This window comes from Pseudomonas sp. P110(2024) (genome assembly GCF_057480795.1).
The window spans coordinates 239592-258892 of sequence record NZ_JBLIYT010000004.1; the positions used below are offsets into that span (position 1 = coordinate 239592).

15 protein-coding genes are annotated in these 19301 nt (G+C 64.6%); 9 read left to right on the top strand and 6 right to left on the bottom strand.

Annotation, left to right across the window (positions count from 1 at the left end; all coding sequences use genetic code 11):
* The first annotated feature begins 48 nt into the window (after nucleotides 1–48).
* Complete coding sequence (locus tag AC25ND_RS08470; RefSeq protein WP_236248201.1) at nucleotides 49–2223, top strand: ATP-binding protein; 2175 nt, start codon at nucleotides 49–51, stop codon at nucleotides 2221–2223.
* Here AC25ND_RS08470 and AC25ND_RS08475 read toward each other — a convergent pair.
* The 4 genes from AC25ND_RS08475 to AC25ND_RS08490 all read right to left on the bottom strand — a co-directional run bounded on the left by AC25ND_RS08475 (nucleotide 2213) and on the right by AC25ND_RS08490 (nucleotide 9387).
* A complete protein-coding gene (locus AC25ND_RS08475; protein WP_486976229.1) occupies nucleotides 2213–4393 on the bottom strand; it encodes an ATP-binding protein in 2181 nt (726 codons plus the stop codon). The genes AC25ND_RS08470 and AC25ND_RS08475 overlap by 11 nt on opposite strands.
* 143 nt (nucleotides 4394–4536) lie before the next feature.
* Nucleotides 4537–6159 (bottom strand): methyl-accepting chemotaxis protein, encoded by a 1623-nt coding sequence (locus AC25ND_RS08480; protein WP_486976230.1) that lies wholly within the window; start codon nucleotides 6157–6159, stop codon nucleotides 4537–4539.
* A 182-nt stretch (nucleotides 6160–6341) separates the two neighbouring features.
* Nucleotides 6342–7967: a methyl-accepting chemotaxis protein gene (locus AC25ND_RS08485; protein ID WP_186594965.1), complete on the bottom strand. Its 1626-nt coding sequence runs from the start codon at nucleotides 7965–7967 to the stop codon at nucleotides 6342–6344.
* Nucleotides 7968–8184: 217 nt separating this feature from the next.
* On the bottom strand, nucleotides 8185–9387 hold the full coding sequence (locus tag AC25ND_RS08490; RefSeq protein WP_236179449.1) for an NAD(P)/FAD-dependent oxidoreductase: 1203 nt from the start codon (nucleotides 9385–9387) through the stop codon (nucleotides 8185–8187).
* 261 nt (nucleotides 9388–9648) lie between these two features.
* Between AC25ND_RS08490 and AC25ND_RS08495 the strand changes: the two genes are divergently transcribed.
* From AC25ND_RS08495 to AC25ND_RS08505, 3 genes are all read left to right on the top strand, one after another.
* Complete coding sequence (locus AC25ND_RS08495; protein ID WP_028689397.1) at nucleotides 9649–10191, top strand: RrF2 family transcriptional regulator; 543 nt, start codon at nucleotides 9649–9651, stop codon at nucleotides 10189–10191.
* A gap of 129 nt (nucleotides 10192–10320) precedes the next feature.
* Nucleotides 10321–11226 (top strand): LysR family transcriptional regulator, encoded by a 906-nt coding sequence (locus AC25ND_RS08500; RefSeq protein ID WP_028689398.1) that lies wholly within the window; start codon nucleotides 10321–10323, stop codon nucleotides 11224–11226.
* A gap of 207 nt (nucleotides 11227–11433) precedes the next feature.
* The gene (locus tag AC25ND_RS08505) at nucleotides 11434–11694 is read left to right on the top strand and encodes a DUF1652 domain-containing protein (RefSeq protein WP_186594967.1); all 261 of its coding nucleotides are present in this window, start codon (nucleotides 11434–11436) and stop codon (nucleotides 11692–11694) included.
* Nucleotides 11695–11702: 8 nt separating this feature from the next.
* Here AC25ND_RS08505 and AC25ND_RS08510 read toward each other — a convergent pair whose 3' ends face one another.
* Entirely contained in the window at nucleotides 11703–11990 is a 288-nt protein-coding gene (locus AC25ND_RS08510; RefSeq protein ID WP_028689400.1) for a hypothetical protein, read from the bottom strand.
* Nucleotides 11991–12115: 125 nt separating this feature from the next.
* A complete protein-coding gene (locus AC25ND_RS08515; RefSeq protein ID WP_028689401.1) occupies nucleotides 12116–12466 on the bottom strand; it encodes a response regulator in 351 nt (116 codons plus the stop codon).
* 254 nt (nucleotides 12467–12720) lie between these two features.
* Here AC25ND_RS08515 and AC25ND_RS08520 point away from each other — a divergent pair, with 254 nt between their 5' ends.
* From AC25ND_RS08520 to AC25ND_RS08540, 5 genes are read left to right on the top strand one after another with little or no spacing between them, the layout of a single operon-like run.
* A complete protein-coding gene (locus AC25ND_RS08520) occupies nucleotides 12721–16188 on the top strand; it encodes a response regulator (RefSeq protein ID WP_062364286.1) in 3468 nt (1155 codons plus the stop codon).
* 4 nt (nucleotides 16189–16192) lie between these two features.
* Nucleotides 16193–17014, top strand: a complete 822-nt coding sequence (locus AC25ND_RS08525; RefSeq protein WP_028689403.1) for a CheR family methyltransferase — start codon at nucleotides 16193–16195, stop codon at nucleotides 17012–17014.
* A complete protein-coding gene (locus tag AC25ND_RS08530; RefSeq protein ID WP_062364283.1) occupies nucleotides 17011–17586 on the top strand; it encodes a chemotaxis protein CheB in 576 nt (191 codons plus the stop codon). Before AC25ND_RS08525 ends, AC25ND_RS08530 begins: the two co-directional genes overlap by 4 nt.
* Nucleotides 17580–18806 (top strand): hybrid sensor histidine kinase/response regulator, encoded by a 1227-nt coding sequence (locus AC25ND_RS08535; RefSeq protein ID WP_236179451.1) that lies wholly within the window; start codon nucleotides 17580–17582, stop codon nucleotides 18804–18806. Before AC25ND_RS08530 ends, AC25ND_RS08535 begins: the two co-directional genes overlap by 7 nt.
* 44 nt (nucleotides 18807–18850) lie before the next feature.
* On the top strand, nucleotides 18851–19228 hold the full coding sequence (locus AC25ND_RS08540) for a response regulator (protein WP_028689406.1): 378 nt from the start codon (nucleotides 18851–18853) through the stop codon (nucleotides 19226–19228).
* The last annotated feature ends 73 nt before the right edge of the window (nucleotides 19229–19301 follow it).

The window sequence follows — 19301 nt, forward strand, 5'->3', positions numbered from 1 at the left end:
GATTTCTTACCCTCACAGGAAAGAAAACGTGCCCGGGACTGCCGAGACATGAAAGTGCGCCAGCAGAGCAAGACCGTCAACCTGCAAGCACTGCCGAGCTTTCTGGACGGCGGTGGCGAAGTCAGCTGCCTGTTGCAGGCGATGGACTGGCGGCAATCCCCGCTCGGGGCGCCGGACGGCTGGTCGCCGGTGCTGCAGTCGGTGGTGGCCATGCTGCTGCCGGCGCAGGCGCAGATTGTGTTGTTCTGGGGGCCGCAGTACATCGCGCTGTACAACGATGCCTACGGGCCAACCATCGGCAGCAAGCATCCCGGGGCGCTGGGCCGGCCTGGGCAGGAGCATTGGAGCGAACTGTGGGACGATCTCGAGCCGCTGTTGCGCGGGGTGCGTGAAACCGGCATAACCTTTTCGGCGCGGGACCGGCCGTTCTATATCGAACGGCATGGGTTGGGTGAAACCGCCTTTTTCGACGTCTCCTACTCCGCTGTGCGCGAGGCTGACGGTGGGGTGGGTGGTGTATTGTGCATCGTCACCGACACCACCGAGCGGGTACGTTTCCAGCAACGCCAAGCGTTTCTCCAGGAGCTGCGCCAGGCCTTGCCAGGCCTGGGCGAGGCCGAGCGCATCGAGGCCCACGCGGTGCGCCGCCTGGGTGAGGAGTTGGGCGCGGCGCGGGTCTGTTTCGGTGAGGACCTGGGCGATGGCCGGCGCTACCGGGTCGCCCAGGAGTGGGCCACCGAGGTGCCCTCGATGGTTGGCTTGAACCAGTATTCGGCCCTGGACCCGGTGTTGCACGAGGCGCTGCTGGCCGGTCAGGCGGTGCAGCGCAACTATGAGCCAAGCAAGAGCGCACCGGCACGGTTCAAGGGCTTGTGTGCGACATTGCACGTGCCGGTGCTGCGCGCCGAGCGCCTGGAGGCGGTGCTCGCGGTGCATTTCCATACCCCCCATGCCTGGGCCGAGAGCGAGTGCCTGCTGGTCCAGGAGGCCGCCCGCCAAGTCTGGTCGGCGGTCACCCATGCCCGCGCCGAGCGCGCCTTGCATGCACTCAACGAAAACCTGGAAGACCGGGTGGCCAAGATGCTTGCCCAGCGCGAAGCGTCGCTGTCGCTACTGCACGAAGCGCGCAAGATGGAGATGATTGGCCAGCTCTCCGGGGGCATCGCCCACGACCTCAACAACATGTTGACGCCGATCATCGCCTCCCTCGAACTGCTGCGCCGCCATCCTCAGTCGGAGCGCGCCGAGCGCCTGATCGATGGCGGCCTGCAGGCGGCCGAGCGGGCGCGCAACCTGGTCGGGCGCCTGCTCAGCTTTGCCCGGCGCCAGACCCTCAAGCCCACGACGGTATCGCTGGCGGCGCTGGTGGAGGAAATGCGAGAGCTGATCGTCCGCTCGTTGGGGCCTACCATTGCCATCGAGGTCAGTGTCGAGGCGGCGTTGCCAGGCGTGCTGGTGGATCCGCACCAGCTGGAGCTGGCGTTGCTGAACCTGGTGGTCAACGCCCGCGATGCCATGGGCGAGGGTGGCAAATTGACCATACGTGCCGGTCTCGACGGCGACGGTACGCCGAGGCCACCCGGCCTGCAGACAGGCCCGTTGGTGTGGCTGCAGGTTGCCGATAACGGCTGCGGCATGAGCGAGGACGTGCTGACGCATTGCATCGAGCCATTCTATTCGACCAAGGGCGTCGGCCGCGGCACCGGGCTGGGGCTGCCCATGGTGCAGGGCCTGGCGTTGCAGTCCGGTGGTGGCTTTGGCATTCGCTCGCGGGTAGGCGGGGGCACCGAAGCGACCCTGTGGCTGCCGGCCAGCGAGCAGGACGCGGTAGATGAAGTGGCCATGCCGGTCGAGGTTTCGCGGGCGCGACGCCCGACGCGCGTGCTGCTGGTGGATGACGAGCCGCTGGTGCGCCAGGCCACGCTCCTGCAACTGCGTGCCCTGGGGTACGAGGTGACCGAGGCCGAGGGCCCGGCCCAGGCCCTGGCGTTGCTGGACAAGGGGCTGTTGCCCGATGTGCTGCTGACCGACCATGTCATGGCCGAAACCACCGGCGTGCGTTTCGCCCAGCAGGTGCGCGAGCGGCTGGCGCAACTGCCGGTGTTGATCATCACCGGCTACGCCAACCTGACGCCACACGAGCTGCATGGCTTCGAGGTGCTGCGCAAGCCATTTCGCCATGACGAGCTGGGACAGAGCCTGGCGCGACTGCTCAAGTCCTAGCCAACACATCCCCGAGCATCTGGCACACCTGTTCGGCCGAATAGGGCTTGGCCAGGAAGGCGAAACCCTGGTGGCCACCCTCGGCGATCGCCTCGCTGTAGCCGGAGGTGAGGATCACCGGTAGCTGCGGCTGGCTGTGACGCAGCTCCCTGGCCAGGGCAAGGCCGCCCATGCCCGGCATGACCACGTCGGAGAACACCGCATCGAATCCGCCCCGGGCGGCCGCGAGCTGGGCCAGCGCGTCCTCGGCCGAGGTCGCCCAACTGATCTGGTAGCCATGGTCGCGCAGGATCTGCGCGGTGAAACTGCCGACATCCGGGTTGTCCTCCACCACCAGGATGCGCTTGCGGTCGCCCTGTGGCGCCAGCTGCGCGGTCACGCCGGGCTCCTCGGCGTCAGGCTGGGACACCTGTGGCAGGTACAGGGTGAAGGTGGTGCCTTGTCCTTCGACGCTGACCACCCGCACATCGCCACCGGACTGCTTGACGAAGCCGAACACCTGCGACAGGCCCAGGCCGGTGCCCTGTCCGGAGGCCTTGGTGGTGAAGAACGGGTCGAAGATGCGCTCCAGCAGGTGCGGGGCGATGCCCACGCCGCCGTCGATCACCGAGATCGCCGCGAAGCGGTCGTCCTGTGCCGGCTGGCCGCGAATCTCAGGCAAATGCTGGTCGCCTTCAAGGCGCAGGCGCAAGGTGCCGACCCCGGCCATGGCGTCGCGGGCATTGATCATCAGGTTGATCACCGCGGTTTCCAGTTGGCCGAGATCGGCATGCACATGGCAGGGCGTGTCGGGCAACTCCAGGCTGACCTGGATACGTGCGCCAGTGGCGGTGTCGAGCATCTCGGCCATGGCCTTGAGCTGTGGGCCAGCATCGAACACCTGCGGGCTGAGGGCCTGGCGCCGGGCAAAGGCGAGCAGTTGCCCGGTGAGCTTGGCGCCGCGGTCGACGGTATCGGACACGATCTTAAAATAGCGGCTGCGGCGCGTTTCGTCGAGATCCGGGCGCTGCAGGAAGTGGAGGGAAGAGCGAATGATGGTTAGCAGGTTATTGAAATCGTGGGCCACGCCTCCGGTCAGCTGGCCGATGGCCTCGAGCTTCTGGGCCTGGCGCAGCACGGCCTCGGTGTGCAGGAGCTGCTCGGTACGCTCCTCCACACGTTGTTCGAGGGTGGCGTTGAGCGCCTCCAGGGCCGTCAGCGCCTCGCGCACCTGAGCGTTGGCCTGGACTCGCTGGATATGTGCCCAGCAGCGTCCGGTCACCTCGTTGAGCAGGGTCTGTTCGTAGCGGGTCCAGGTCCTTGGCAGCTTGTCGTGGATGGCCATCAGTGCGGTCAGGCGGCCTTCCTTGATCAATGGCATGCAAAGTGTCGCGGTGATGCCGATGGCCTGGAACGTCGCCGATTCGCAGGCCGGCAACTGCGTGAGGTTGTCGTTGATCACCAGCCCCAGTCCGGCGCGCAGGCGGCTGACGGCCAGCTCGCCGAAGTCGCCCAGGCGATATCGGCCGAGCTGGCGTGGTGAGCCAGGCGCGACCCAGTCGCCGCAGATGGTGAAGCCGTCCTGGTCAGGGTCCATAACGGCGTAGGCGCAGCTTGAAAGGTGCAGGTGCTCGCCCAGCAGGCGCGTGGTGATAGCCATGATCCGCTCCGGATCTGTGGCATTGGCCGCCGCTCGGCTGAGGGTGTCAAGAAAGTTCAGGCGTTGGTTGGCGACCACGCTGGCGGTGGTCTCGGTGACCGTGTCGATCATGCCGACCACCTGGCCGTCATGGTCGCGAATGGGGCTGTAGCAGAACGTGAAGTAGGCGCGCTCCGGGCTGCCGTGGCGCTCGATCAGCAGGGGAAAGTCCTCTATGTACACGGCTTCGCCATCGAGGGCGCGTTGTGCCAGGTGGCGGATATCGCTCCAGGCTTCCTGCCAGACTGCGCTGAAGGGGCGGCCCAGGGCCGAGGGCTTGTTGCCGAGGATCTCGCTGAAAGCATCGTTGTGCAGGGTGATCAGCTCGTCGCCCCAGAGCACGGCCTGGGGAAAGCGCGAGGCCAGGCACAGGGCGACCGTGGTCTTGAGCACGTCAGGCCAGCTGGCCAGGGGGCCCAGGTGGGTAGACGACCAGTCGTGGTTGCGGATGCGCTCGGCCATGAGGCCGCCGCCGTCGAGCCATTTCGCCATGTGCGGTGCGGGTCCTTGTGCGTGAGAGCATCAGGGTGCACCGAGACGCGGCGCTTGGCGAGGGATTTTGTATGGGCCGTGCTGGCCCGCTTCCACTGATGCCGGCGTTCAATTGTGGGAGCGGGCTTGACCCAAGAGGCTATTCAGACCTTGAACTGCGCGATCAGGCCGTTCAGCTCCAGCGCCAATTGCGACAGGTCCTGGGCCGAGGCGCTGGTCTGGTTGGCCCCGGTCGTTGTCTGCAGCGCCAGGTCGCGGATGTTCACCAGGTTGCGATCCACTTCGCGCGCCACCTGGGCCTGTTGCTCCGTGGCACTGGCGATCACCAGGTTGCGCTGGTTGATCGAGGCGATGGTCCGGGCGATGAGCTCCAGGGCCTGACCGGCCGCTTGCGCCACCTCCAGGGTACCGCTTGCGCGGCCCTGGCTGCTGTGCATGGCGCTGACCGCACGCTCGGTGCCGCCCTGGATACCCCCGATCATCTGCTCGATTTCGGCGGTCGACTGTTGGGTGCGATGTGCCAAGGCACGCACCTCGTCGGCAACCACCGCAAAACCACGACCGGCCTCACCGGCGCGAGCGGCTTCGATGGCGGCGTTGAGGGCCAGCAGGTTGGTCTGTCCGGCGATCGAACCGATCACATCCAGTACCCGGGTAATCTCGTTGGCGCTGTTGGCCAATTGTTCGATCTCTTCCGCCGTGCCGGTGACATCGGCGACCAGGTGCTGGATCGAGGCGAGTGCCTGGTTGACCTGGTCTCGGCCTTCACGGGTGGCCTGGTCGGCGCCCTGTGAGGCCTCGGCAGTGCTCACGGCATTGCTTGCCACTTCCTCGACGGCGCTGGTCATCTGATTGACCGCTGTGGCGGCCTGGTCTATCTCGGTGCTTTGCTGCTGCAGGCCGCGGCTTGTGTCCTCGGTGACGGTGTGCAGCTCTTCGGAGGCCGAAGCCAGACGATCGGAGGACGCGGCGATCTTGCCGATGGTCTCGCGCAGGCTCTGTTGCATGCGCCGCAGGGCGTGCAGCAGCATCGCCGGCTCGTCGTGGCCGACCACCGCGATCTTTTGGGTCAGGTCACCGGTGGCGATACCCTCGGCCACGGCAACGGCCTCGGTCAGGGGCGCAACCAAACTGCGGGTGAACAGCACGGCGATGACGACCAGTACCAGGATGATCAGCACCAGTGAAACGACGAGTACGCGGAAGGCATCGTCGCCGACATCGCTGCTTCGCTGTGAGGCGGCTTGCGCACCTCGGTAATTGAAGGCCACCAATGCCGCCATTGTCTCCATCATCTGGTCGGCCCGCTGGAGCAGCGGGCCGCTGATCTGCCGCCTGGCTTCAGCCATGCGGCCCTCGCTGATGTGTCCCAGTACCTGCTGCTGCAGGTCGGCGTACCGTTTGCGCGCCGCGATGAAGGCATTGAACAGGGCACGGTCCTCTTCGCCGTCGATAGTCGCCTCGTACGCCCGCAGGCTCTGGCGCAAAGCCTCGTCGATGCGGTTGAGCAACTGGATGCTAGCCCCCTCGCTGGTGCCATCCTCCAAGGCTGTGCGCAGGGTGGCGGCGCGTTCCTGGGTGAGGCTGGCGCCGACCTCGTTGAGTGCGATCACGGCCGGAAGCCAGTTGATACGGATTTCGTCGGTGGCGCTGTCCATCTGCTGGGTCTCATAGAGCGCGACGCTTCCCATGGACAGGACGAGAGCAGCCAGTAGGGTGAACAGGCAGGCTGCCCGTTTGCCGATTTTCATGTCTCGTAGAAGCATTGATGTTCCTTGATGTAAGAGAAATGCGTACATCAAGAGCATGATGGGATCTTGTGGGGGGCGAGTAGTCGGCGGGTATCACACCGTGTAACGGTTTTTTCCTATTTCTCACTCGCGTGAAACCCGCTGTGGGCGTGATCGCGGGACCCGCCGTCGGGGCCCGCGATGCTGTCCGAGACGCTTCAGACCTTGAACTGCGCCACCATCGCGTTCAGTTCCACCGCCAGGCGCGACAGGTCCTGTGCCGCCGCGCTGGTCTGGTTGGCGCCGGCCGAGGTCTGCATTGCCAGGTCGCGGATGTTCACCAGGTTGCGGTCCACCTCCCGCGCCACCTGGGCCTGCTGCTCGGAGGCGGTGGCGATGACCAGGTTGCGCTGGTTGATGGTGGCGATCGCTTCGGCGATCAGCTCCAGCGCCTGACCGGCCGACTGCGCCACGGCCAGGGTGCCGCTGGCGCGACCCTGGCTGTTGTGCATGGCGCTGACTGCGCGTTCGGTGCCAGTCTGGATGCCGTCGATCATCTGTTCGATTTCAGCGGTGGACTGCTGGGTGCGATGGGCCAAGGCGCGCACCTCGTCGGCGACCACGGCGAAGCCGCGGCCGGCCTCACCGGCGCGTGCAGCCTCGATGGCAGCGTTGAGTGCCAGCAGGTTGGTCTGCCCGGCGATGGCGCCGATTACATCCAGCACCTGGCTGATCTGGTTGGCGTGGCTGGCCAGTTGCTCGATCTCCCCGGAGGTACCGGTCACGTCATCGACCAAGTGCTGGATCGAGGCCAGCGCCTGGTTGACCTGGTCGCGACCATCACGAGTGGTGCGATCTGCGCCCTGGGAGGCGTCGGCGGTGCTCACGGCGTTGCTCGCTACTTCTTCGACGGCGGCGGTCATCTGGTTGACCGCGGTGGCGGCCTGGTCGATCTCGGCGCTCTGCTGGTGCAGGCCGCGGCTGGTGTCTTCGGTGACGGTGTGCAGCTCTTCGGAGGCCGAGGCCAACTGATCGGAAGACGCGGCAATCCTGCGCAGGGTGTCGCGCAGGCTATGCTGCATGCGGCTCAGGGCGCCCAGCAGCAAGGCCGGCTCGTCGCGGCCGAGCACGACGATCTCGCGGGTCAGGTCGCCGGTGGCGACCCGCTCGGCCACGGCAACGGCGTCGGCCAGGGGCACGACGATACTGCGGGTGAGCAGGGTGGCGATGCCGATCAGCGACAGGGAAATCACGGCAATGGCGGCGATGATCAGGCTGAAGGCTTCGTCGGAGGCCGCGCTGCTGCGCAGCGAGGCTTGCTCGGCGCCCTTGGTGTTGTAGTCGACCAGCGCGGCCAGGGCTTTCATCATGCTGTCGGCGTACTCGGCCAGCGGGCCGTTGACCAGGCGTCGGGCCTCGTCCAGTCGGTCATTGCCGGCGGCGGCGCGGATGGCTTGCTGCAATGCGTGATAGCGTTCGCTCAGGCCCATGAAGGTGTCGAACAGGGCGCGGTCATCCGCAGCGTTGATGGTGCGCTCGTAAGCCTTGAGGTCGCTCTCGAGCTGCTGGTTGATCTGGACGATCTTGTCCAGGGTGGCGTGGCGGGCGCTGCTGCTGTCCTCCAGGACACTGCGCAGGGTCAGGGCGCGGGCCCGGCCGAGGTTGCTGCTGACCTCGCCCAAGGCGAGTACGGAGGGCATCCAGGTGAGACGGATTTCGTCGGTGGCGCTGTCCATCCGCCGGGTTTCGTAGAGGGCGATCAGGCCCAGGGCCAGGACCAGGACCCCGAGCAGGGTGAACATTCCTGCTGCCCGAATACCGATCTTCATGTTCCGTAACTGCATGCGACGCTCCTTGACGGTGGCTGGCAGGCGTCAAGAGCGCGGACTGACCGGGCTCGGCTGGAAAGGCTCTCGATGCACTGCGAAAGGGGTTATATCCTCACGGTTCATGTTGTTTTTTCTGAATGATGACATAACGCCACTATTATTGACCAGTCGTTCAATGTAATGACGCATGCAAACAGGCCCGTCACTTCCGGGACGGGCCTATTATTTTCGTTCATGCGACGATCGGAATCAGCGGGTCGGCCGCCGCCAGGGCCTGGGCGCGGTCAGCGGCTGGTGGGTAGATCCATACCGAGTTGATCTGGCGCTTTAGGTCCTTGCCTTCCTGGCCCTGCAGCTTTAGTTCGCGGGTCCAGCCTTCGCTGTACGCGGCGCCCCAGTCGCCAAGATCCAGGCAGGTGACGTACTTGGGCTGGCGGTACGCCACCGGCGCCACGCCCAGCAGGTCGGCCATGGCGTTGTTGCCGCTGTGGCGGCCCATGGGGATGGCGTGCTGGCAGGTCATCAGGGCGTGGTTGCCCAGTTCGTCCACCGCGGCCCAGGCCATGTCGCCGGTGGCGTAGATGTGCGTCTGGCCAATCACCTTGAGGTGGTCGTCGACCCGCAGGCGACCGAAACCGTCACGCTCGCCGGCCACCTGCGCGGTCAGCGGGCTGGCCTTGACGCCGGCCGTCCAGATCACGGTCTTGCTGGCGATGTACTCGCCGTTGTCCAGGGTCACGCCGCCAGCATCCACCGCCATCACCGAGGTGCCGGTCAGCCATTCGACACCCGCCTGTTCGCTGGCGGCGACAATGGCCGGGGTGATTCCGGCGCCGAGGGCGGCACCGACGCTGGCGCCACGGTCGATCAGCACCACGCGGGCATTGCTTTCACCGAGGATGGCGCGCAGGCGCGACGGCATCTCGGTGGCGGTCTCGATGCCAGTGAAGCCGCCGCCGCAGACCACCACGGTGTTGCGTGCCGGCGAGGCGGGGAGGCTGGCCAGGCCGTGCAGGTGCTGTTCCAGGCGCATGGCCGATTCCATCTGGTCGACATCAAAGCTGTGCTCGGCCAGACCCGGCACGGCGGGGCGGGCCACCTGGCTGCCGGCGGCGAGAATCAGACGGTCGTAGGCGAGCTGCTGCGGCAGGCCATCGGCATCGCGATAGCCGACCTGGCGGGCAGCACTGTCGATGCTGTCGGCGGTGCCATGGATGAATTCCACGCCCACCACGTCGAACAGTGCCTCCAGCGGTGCCTGCATGCCGTGGACAGCGGCTTCGTAGAAGCGTGGACGGATGCGCAGTTGCGGCTGTGGGGCGAGCACGCTGATGCGCACGTCGTCGCGCTGGGCCTGGTCAAGCAGGCGGGCGGCGCTCAGGGCGCTCCAGACACCGGCAAAGCCGGCACCGATGATCAGGATACGAGAGGTCATGTAGGTGCTCCGCAAGGGTAGGAAAAAGGGCTTCGATGAGGCGTTCACTGCCTGCCGCATAACTACGACTTTATTGGTCGTAGTTTTATTCGGCAAGTGTTTTTTTCCGGGGCGTGTTTTCGCAAGCGTTGATGTATCGGCTGTAGCTAGCGTGTTTATTGGCTTATGTGGGGGTGTTGATGTACTTGCGCGGCGACGACCGGCTTTGCCTGTCATCAATGAAGAGCGTACTATTTGCGACAGATTTGGTCGGAGATTGATATGTCCCTTTACAGCGCCGGCGTCGAATACGGCATCCACTGCCTGCTATTTTTGGTGGACGAGCGCGGCGATAGTCGCGAGTCCAGCGTGCGCGACCTGGCTGAGTTGCAGGGCGTACCCCAGGAATACCTGGCCAAGGTTTTTACCAAGCTGGCTCGTGCCGGACTGGTGGCGGCGACCGAAGGCGTGCGCGGTGGCTTCCGTCTGGCGCGACCCTCCGACGAGATCACCGTGCTGGATATCGTCACGGCTATCGACGGGCCGAAGAAACTCTTCGATTGCCGGGAGATCCGCGAGCGTTGCGCGGTGTTCGAAGGCACCGCGCCGACCTGGGCCACCGAAGGCACCTGCGCGATCCATGCGGTGATGCTGGGGGCGCAGAAGCGCATGGAGGAGGCGCTGGCCCAGCAGACCATCCTCGACCTGGCGCGGCGTTTCGGGCGCAAGGCGCCCGCCGAGTTCGGGCAGAAGGTCAATGACTGGATGAGCGAGCGGCGCGACGGCAAGGGCGGTGCCGGGGAGATTCCGTTGCAGACCGTCTGACGACTGGGGTCGGTTTGGCGGCGCAACGGAAAATTATACTCAACCTCAAGGTAAATCCTTGGCTGGGCGATCGGCGCGTAGGCGTCAAGCCGAGGTAAGCTGGCAGAAAAGATCCCGCGAGAGGTCAACGTGGCTTCCTATACCTTGCGCCAACTCAGATACTTCGTCACCACGGTGGAGGCCGGCAGCGTCGCCGAGGCCTCGCGCCAGCTGTATATCGCCCAGCCGTCGATTTCCACTGCGATCAAGAGCCTGGAAGAGAGCTTCGGCGTGCAGCTGTTTATCCGCCATCACGCCCAGGGCGTGTCGCTGACGCCCAGCGGCAAGCGCTTCTACGCCAAGACCCGGGCCCTGCTGCAAATGGCCCATGAGTTCGAGCAGAACGCCTTGGCCGACAACGACACGGTGGCCGGGCAGATCGACATCGGCTGTTTCGAGACCGTGGCGCCTTTGTACCTGCCGCGGCTGATCGCCGGTTTCCGCCAGCGTTATCCGGGGGTGGATATCCGCCTGCGCGACGGCGAACAGCAGGACCTGATCCAGGGCTTGACGGCGGGCACTTTCGATCTGGCGTTCCTCTACGACCATGATCTGGACGGCACCATCGAAACCGAGCCGCTGATGCCGGCGCAGAAACCCTATGTGCTGCTGCCGGAAAAGCACCGTTTTGCAGGGCAAACCCAGGTATCGCTGCGCGACCTGTGCCCGGAGCCGATGATCCTGCTCGATGTGGCACCAAGCCGCACCTACTTCGTCAGTCTGTTCAATGAGCTGGGACTGACGCCGAACATTGTCTTCAGTTCGCCGTCCATCGAAATGGTCCGGGGCATGGTGGGGCAGGGCTTCGGCTTCTCGTTGCTGGTGACCCGGCCGCACTCCGAGTTTACCTATGACGGGCAGCGCCTGGTGACCCTCGACATCACCGAGCCCGTGGCCCTGTCGGGCTTGGCGGCGGCGCACCTCAAGCGGGTGCAGCTGACCAAACCGGCGCAATTGTTCGTGGAGTTCTGCCGTGAGGAGCTGGCGCAGCTGTAGGTGGCGACCACCCGTCGCGAAATTGATGTTGACGATCGAACGTCGACCTGCCGGTGCTTTCTTCCACTAAGGTGCTAGAGGTACTTCGACGAAGTCATTGCCTGGGCGAATGGACCTGTACCCAGGCATGGGCAATATCAATTGGCGACACGCTAGTCGAGGGCGTACCACACCCAACAGGCCATCCAGTACAGAGAGGGTCGTACCATGTCGTTGATTGGCGTTTCAATGCTTGAGATGCGGCAGATGATCGAACAGGCCTGCCTGCCTGACCGCTGCGAGGTGAGCTGCCCGGACGGCGAACACCTTACCATTCGCCTGGGACAGGGCGAGAGCCTGGACAGCTGCCTGACCGTGACCGGCGTGCCTGTGGCCAGTCTCAATTCCTGCCATGATTTGTTGGGATTGGTCGCTCGTGTGAAAGCACAGCGTGACGTTCAGTCAAGTGTGCGTAAGGCTATCGCTTAGCGTAAGGTTTATTGCAGCTCAAGTAGCAGGTTGATTCCGCCATCGCCGCATTTGACGGAGTCGCGGACCAATCCGCGGTAGCTACGCCCCTCCCAGGCGAAGGCGACACTGTGGGCCTTTTCCATCTTCACCGGCAAAGGCGGTTGGATATGCAGGCGCAAAGCTGCGCGGCCTTGCAGATTGATGGCCGCCAACTGAACCTGGCATTCGGCGCGCTGGGCCATCGGTCCGAACAGGGTATCGCGGACGAAGTCCAGTTCCAGCAAGACGCAGGGGGCGCGGCAGGGCATCTTCATGGTGGCTTTCCGGGGGCAGAGGCATACCTCGAACGTTGGAAGCTTAAAAGCACAAGACGTTCAAAATATTTCAGCCTGTGCCTTTGCTGGACGCCGAGGAGCGGCCTTTTGCCGACGGCGATCCGCTATGGCGCGCCGAGAATCTCCAGCACTTTATCGCGTAGCTGATCGATGCTGAACGGCTTGCCAATCAGGTGCATGCCCTCGGGCACAGTAAAGCTCTCGGCATAGCCGCTGGCGAACAGCACCGGCAGCAGGGGCCGGACCTCGCGCACCTTGGCGGCCAGTTCCTCGCCGCGCAGGTCGGGCAGGCCGACGTCGGTCATCAACAGGGCCAGGGGCTGGTCGGGATCCTCGATGATCTTAAGGGCCGCGCCGGCGCTGTCGGCCTCGATGGCGGTGTAGCCCAGTTCGTCGAGCACTTCGACTATCAGCATACGTACGATGTCGTCGTCTTCGACTACCAGAAGGTGCATGGTGCGGATCCTGTTTCGATGGATTGTCTCTACTCTGTGCGCAAGGCGATGGCAGAAGTTCCCAAGCTTAACGGCATGAGCAAATAGATGGAACGATTGCTGCAGACAGGCTTCAAATACTGGCTAAATGCCCTGCCAGATCCACCAAAGCTGGTTAGACTCGCGGTATTCTCCGGCCAGTCTGGCACAGGCAGTATTTACAAGACGTAGCCGTCGGACTGTTCAATGGATTTTTTTCACTCGGGCACTTTCAGATGATTCAAGCAGCCTCGATGGACCAACGCAGCTTTCGCAAACTGCTGAGCCGCAACGTCGGCCTGCCCCTGGGCGTGGGGCTACTCGGTGCCGTGGCGTTTGTCGCGGTGATCAACTACCTGCTCTCGGCCATGCAGTGGGTCGAGCACACCGACCGGGTGATCGGCAATGCCAACGAGGCGATCAAGCTGTCGATCGACATGGAGACCGGCATGCGCGGCTTCCTGCTGACCGGCGAGGAGCGCTTTCTGGACCCCTACGAGGTGGCCAAGCCACGTATCCTGGGTAGCCTGGACACGTTGAAGGTGATGGTGGCGGACAACCCCCAGCAAGTCGACCGTATCGACCGCATCGCGGCCTTGCAGCGCGAGTGGAACACCTTCGGCAACGAAATGATCAGTCAGCGCCGCAACCAGGGCGACGTAACGTCGTCGATCGGTCGTGGGCGGGGCAAGCGCCTGACTGACGCGATCCGCAGTGAATTCGACGCCTTCATCAACTCCGAGCAGCAATTGCGCACGACGCGCAACGAGACGGTGAGCACGGTTACGGTCACGGCGATCTCGGCCTTCATATTGTTCATCGTCACGCTCAGCGCCTTGCTCGCCTACCTGGGGCGGCGCGACCTGCTGGCATTGTCGTCCAACTACGTGGCGAACCTGGAGGCCCAGCAACGCGCCGCCGAGCGCCTGGAACACCAGGCCTGGCTGCGCGCCGGACAGACCCAGCTGGCCGAGCAGGTACTGGGGCAACTGACGTTGCCCATGCTCGGCGACAATATCCTGCGCTTCTTCGCCGGCTATCTGGGCAGCGTGGTCGGCGCACTGTACGTACGCGACGAACATGGCCAGTTGGTGCGCGTCGCCACCTATGGCCTGGACGCCGAACAGCAGGGTAGCGAGCCGCGCCTGGGCGATCATGCCGGCTTGTTGGGCGAGGCGGTGGTTCAAGGGCGCATGATGCGCCTGGACGCGTTGCCCGAGGACTACTACCGTTTGAGCTCGGGCCTGGGCCAGGGCCTGCCACGCAGCGGCGTGCTGGTGCCGTCCCACGACGATGGGCGGGTCAATGGTGTATTGGAACTGGGCTTCCTGCGCGCGCTGCAGGACCGAGACGTGGAGCTGCTGGAGCGGATCACCGAGAACCTGGGTATCTCCATCGAGAGCGCGCGCTACCGCCAGCGCCTGCAAGAGGTGCTGGCCGAGACCCAGCAGCTCAACGAGGAACTGCAGGTGCAGCAGGAGGAGCTCAAGACCGCCAACGAAGAGCTCGAGGAGCAGTCGCGGGTGCTCAAGGAGTCCCAGGCGCACCTGGAAACCCAGCAGGCGGAACTGGAGCAGACCAACGAGAAATTGGCCGAGCGCACCGAGGCCCTGGACCGCAAGAACAGTGAGCTCAACCAGGCCCAGGTCGAACTGCAGGCCCGTGCCGACGACCTGCAGCGTTCGAGCAAGTACAAGTCTGAGTTCCTCGCCAACATGTCCCATGAGCTGCGCACGCCGCTCAACAGCTCGCTGATCCTGGCCAAGCTGCTGGCCGAGAACGCCGAGGGCAATCTCAGCGGGGAGCAGGTCAAGTTTGCCGAGTCGATCTATTCGGCCGGCAACGACCTGCTGAACCTGATTAACGATATCCTCGATATCGCCAAGGTCGAGGCCGGCAAGATGGAGGTGCGCGCAGAGAGCACCCCGCTGGAACGCCTGGTCGAAGGCCTGCGGGGCATGTTCCAGCCGTTGGCCCAGGACAAGGGCCTGGGCTTCGAGGTGAAGCTCGAGCAACCTTTGCCGGCGACCTTGTTCACCGATCGCCAGCGCCTGGAGCAGATTCTGAAGAACCTGCTGTCCAACGCCATCAAGTTCACCGAGCGCGGCCAGGTCAGCCTGGACATCAGCCACCAGGCCGGCCTGGGCATCGTCTTCGCGGTGCGCGATACCGGTATTGGCATCGCCGCCGACCAGCAGAAGGCGATCTTCGGCGCCTTCCACCAGGTCGACGGCACCAGCAACCGTCGTTACGGCGGCACCGGGCTGGGCCTGTCGATCTCCCGCGACCTGGCGCACCTTTTGGGCGGGCAGATCAACGTCGACAGCAGCCCGGGGCAGGGCAGCGTGTTCAGCCTGATCCTGCCCGAGCACTTCGAACCGTCGGCGCAGCAGGTCGAGGTGCACAGCCTGCGTCCGGCGGTCGATGAACTGCCGCCTGCACCGCCGGTACCGGCGCCGGTGCACACCGAGCGTCCGGCCCCGACCTTCGCCGACGACCGCGCCCAGGCGCCGTTCGACAACCGCTGCATCCTGGTGATCGAGGACGAGCCGAACTTTGCCCGCATCCTTTTCGACCTGGCCCACGAACTGGGCTATAGCTGCCTGGTCGCCCATGCCGCCGATGAAGGCTTCGAGCTGGCCGCGCAGTACCTGCCCGACGCCATCCTGCTGGACATGCGCCTGCCCGACCATTCCGGGCTCACCGTGCTGCAGCGCCTGAAGGAACAGGCCGCTACCCGGCATATCCCGGTGCATATCATCTCGGTCGAGGACCGCGTCGAGGCGGCCATGCACATGGGCGCGGTGGGCTACGCGGTCAAGCCCACCAGCCGTGAGGAGCTCAAGGCGGTGTTCGGTCGCCTGGAGGCCAAGCTCACGCAGAAGCTCAAGCACATCCTGCTGGTGGAGGACGATGACCTGCAGCGCGAGAGCATTGCCCGCCTGATCGGCGACGACGATATCCAGATCACCGCGGTGGCCATGGCCCAGGACGCCCTCGCATTGCTGCGCGAGAACATCTACGACTGCATGATCATCGACCTCAAGCTGCCTGACATGCTCGGCAATGAGCTGCTCAAGCGCATGACCGCCGAGGATATCCGCAGCTTCCCGCCGGTGATCGTCTATACCGGGCGCAACCTCACCCGCGAGGAGGAGGCCGACCTGCTCAAGTACTCGCGCTCGATCATCATCAAGGGCGCCCGTTCGCCCGAGCGCCTGCTCGATGAGGTGACGCTGTTCCTGCACAAGGTCGAGTCGCAGCTGTCCAACGAACGCCAGCGCATGCTCAAGACCGCGCGCAGTCGCGACAAGGTGTTCGAGGGGCGCAAGATCCTGCTGGTGGACGACGACGTGCGCAACATCTTTGCCCTGACCAGCGCCCTGGAGCACAAGGGCGCCATCGTCGAGATCGGCCGTAATGGGCGCGAGGCCATCGAGTGCCTGGAGGCCAACGACGACATCGACCTGGTGCTGATGGACGTGATGATGCCGGAGATGGACGGTTACGAGGCCACCCGCCTGATCCGCCAACAGCCACGCTGGCGCAAGCTGCCGATCATCGCCGTGACCGCCAAGGCGATGAAGGACGACCAGCAGCGCTGCCTGCAGGCCGGGGCCAACGACTACCTGGCCAAACCGATCGACCTGAACCGCCTGTTCTCGCTGATCCGGGTTTGGCTGCCGCAATTGGAGCGAATCTGAAATCTTGACCAGTGAACGCAACACCGATATCGAGATCCGGCTGCTGATCGAGGCGATCTACCTCAAGTACAGCTATGATTTTCGCGATTACTCCGGCGCCTCGATCAAGCGCCGGATTCTCCACGCCGTGCGCCAGTTCGACTGCCGCACGGTGTCGGCGCTGCAGGAGCGGGTACTGCACGACCCGGGCATGTTCCTCGAGCTGCTGCAATACCTGACGATCCCGGTCAGCGAGATGTTCCGAGACCCTGGTCATTTCCTCGCCCTGCGCAACGAAGTGGTGCCATTGCTGCGCACCTGGCCGTCGCTGAAGATCTGGATCGCCGGCTGCAGTACCGGCGAGGAAGTGTACTCAATGGCTATCCTGCTGCGTGAGGAGGGCCTGCTGGAACGCACCATCCTTTACGCCACCGACATCAATCCGCACTCGCTGGAGCGCGCCAAGCAGGGCATCTACTCGATGCAGGTCATGAGCGAGTATGAGGAGAACTACCGCAAGGCCGGTGGTCGACGGGATTTCTCCGAGTACTACACCGCCGCCTATGGCAACGCCATCATGGACTCCAGCCTGCGTGACAACGTGACCTTCGCCGACCACAGCCTGGCCACCGATAGCGTGTTCTCCGAGACCCAGCTGGTGTCGTGCCGCAACGTGCTGATCTACTTCAACAAGGGCCTGCAGGACCGTGCCCTGGGCCTGTTCCACGAGTCGCTGTGCCACCGCGGCTTCCTGGTGCTGGGGAGCAAGGAGTCGGTGGACTTCTCGGCCTACAGTGAAGGCTTCGAGCCGCTGGTGCGGCCCGAGCGGATTTACCGCAAGACATGAACGGCGTGCGCGCAATCGTCATCGGCGCCTCGGCGGGCGGCGTCACGGCGCTGTTCAGCGTGCTTGGCGCGTTGCCGGCGGATTTCGCCATTCCGGTGCTGTGCGTCTTGCACCTGCCGGACGACCGCCACAGCCAGCTCGCCGAGGTGCTGCAGCGGCGTCTGCAGCGGCCGGTGCACGAAGCCCTCGACAAGGCGCGGATCGAACCGGGCCAGATCTACGTGGCGGGACCGGGCTATCACTTGTCGGTCGAGCGCGACTTCAGTTTCTCGCTCAGCCAGGAAGCGCCAGTGCATTTTTCGCGTCCGGCGATCGATTTTCTTTTCGAGTCGGCCGCCGATGCCTATGGCACGGGCCTGCTTGGCGTGCTGTTGACCGGGGCCAACGAAGACGGCGCCCGCGGACTGTTGCACATCAGACAAAGCGGAGGCCGGACAGTTGTCCAGGACCCCCGCGACGCACAGGTCGCGTTGATGCCGGAAGCCGCACTGGCCCTGCACGACCCCGACCATATCCTTTCCCTTGGCGGTATCGGGCAGCTGCTCGCTACCCTGGAACCCAGCGCATGCTAAGCCACATTACCGCGAAACTGCTGATCGTCGACGACCTGCCGGAGAACCTGCTGGCCCTCGACGCCCTGATCCAGGGCGAGGACCGCGAGGTGCACCAGGCGCAGTCCGCCGAGCAGGCCTTGTCGCTGCTGCTCGAACACGAATTCGCCCTCGCCATTCTCGATGTGCAGATGCCGGGCATGAATGGCTTCGAGCTGGCCGAACTGATGCGCGGCACGGAAAAGACCCGCAACATCCCCATCGTCTTCGTCAGCGCCGCCGGGCGCGAGATGAACTATGCCTTCAAGGGTTACGAGAGCGGCGCCGTGGACTTCCTGCACAAACCGCTGGAACCCCTGGCGGTGAAGAGCAAGGTATCGGTGTTCGTCGACCTGTTCCGCCAGCGCAAGGCCCTGGATCGCCAGTTGCAGGCCCTGGAGCAGAGCCGCCAGGAGCAGGAGCTGCTGCTGGCCCAGCTGCAGCTGGCGCGTGGCGAGCTTGAGCGCGCGGTGCGCATGCGTGATGACTTCATGTCGATCGTCTCCCACGAGGTGCGCACGCCGCTCAACGGCTTGATCCTGGAAACCCAGCTGCGCCGCCTGCACTTGTCCCGTGGCAACTTGGCGGCGTTCAGCGAGGACAAGCTCAAGGCTATGGTCGAGCGCGACGAGCGCCAGATCAACAGCCTGATCCGCCTGGTCGAGGACATGCTCGATGTCTCGCGGATCCGTACCGGCAAGCTGTCGATCCGCCCCCGGACCTTCGACCTCGGTCAGCTTGTACGGGGGCAGGTGGAGAACTTCGCCGCCCAGGCTGGCGCGGTGGACACCCCTCTCGAACTGCAGCGCTGTGACGCCCTGCAGGGCGAGTGGGACGAGTTTCGGATTGAACAAGTGGTGGCCAACCTGTTGTCCAATGCCTTGCGCTATGGCGATCGCAAACCGGTACAGGTGCGGGTGTTCGAAGAAGCCGACATGGCCTGTGTGCAGGTGCAGGACCATGGCATCGGCATCGATGCCCAGCACCTGCAGCGGATCTTCCAGCAGTTCGAGCGCGTCGCCGCGCAGCAGGCCACGGGCGGTCTGGGCCTGGGCCTGTACATCTCCGAGCAGATCGTCCTGGCCCATGGCGGGCGGATCCAGGTCGACAGTCAGGCCGGTGTCGGCTCGACCTTCACCGTGCATCTGCCGCTGTCGGCACAGTCGCAACAATGTGACCCCGCCCGCGCAACCTCTGCGTAGCGCTGGGGTCTGATGGCCAACCTGTTGAATTTGAAGGCGTTGTCATGAGTGAAGATGCACAAGATGTAGTACTGGTGGTCGAGGATGAGCCGGCTATCCGCATGATCCTGCGCGATTACCTGGCCGGCGAGGGCTACCACGTGCTGGTGGCCGAGGACGGGGAGGAGGCGTTCGCGATCCTGGCGAGCAAGCCGCACCTGGACCTGATGGTCACCGACTTCCGCTTGCCTGGCGGGATTTCCGGGGTCGAGATCGCCGAGCCTGCGGTGAAGCTGCGCCCGGACCTGAAGGTGATCTTCATCAGTGGCTACCCCGCGGAGATCGCCGAGTCGGGCAGCCCGATCGCGCGCCAGGCACCGATCCTGGCCAAACCGTTCGACCTTGATACCTTGCACGAGCAGATTCAGGCGTTGTTGCGCTAGGCCAGGCACTGGGCATCGGCGTTGCCGGTGTTCGCGGGCAAGTCTGCTGCAACGGGGAGCGTAGGACAGCCGC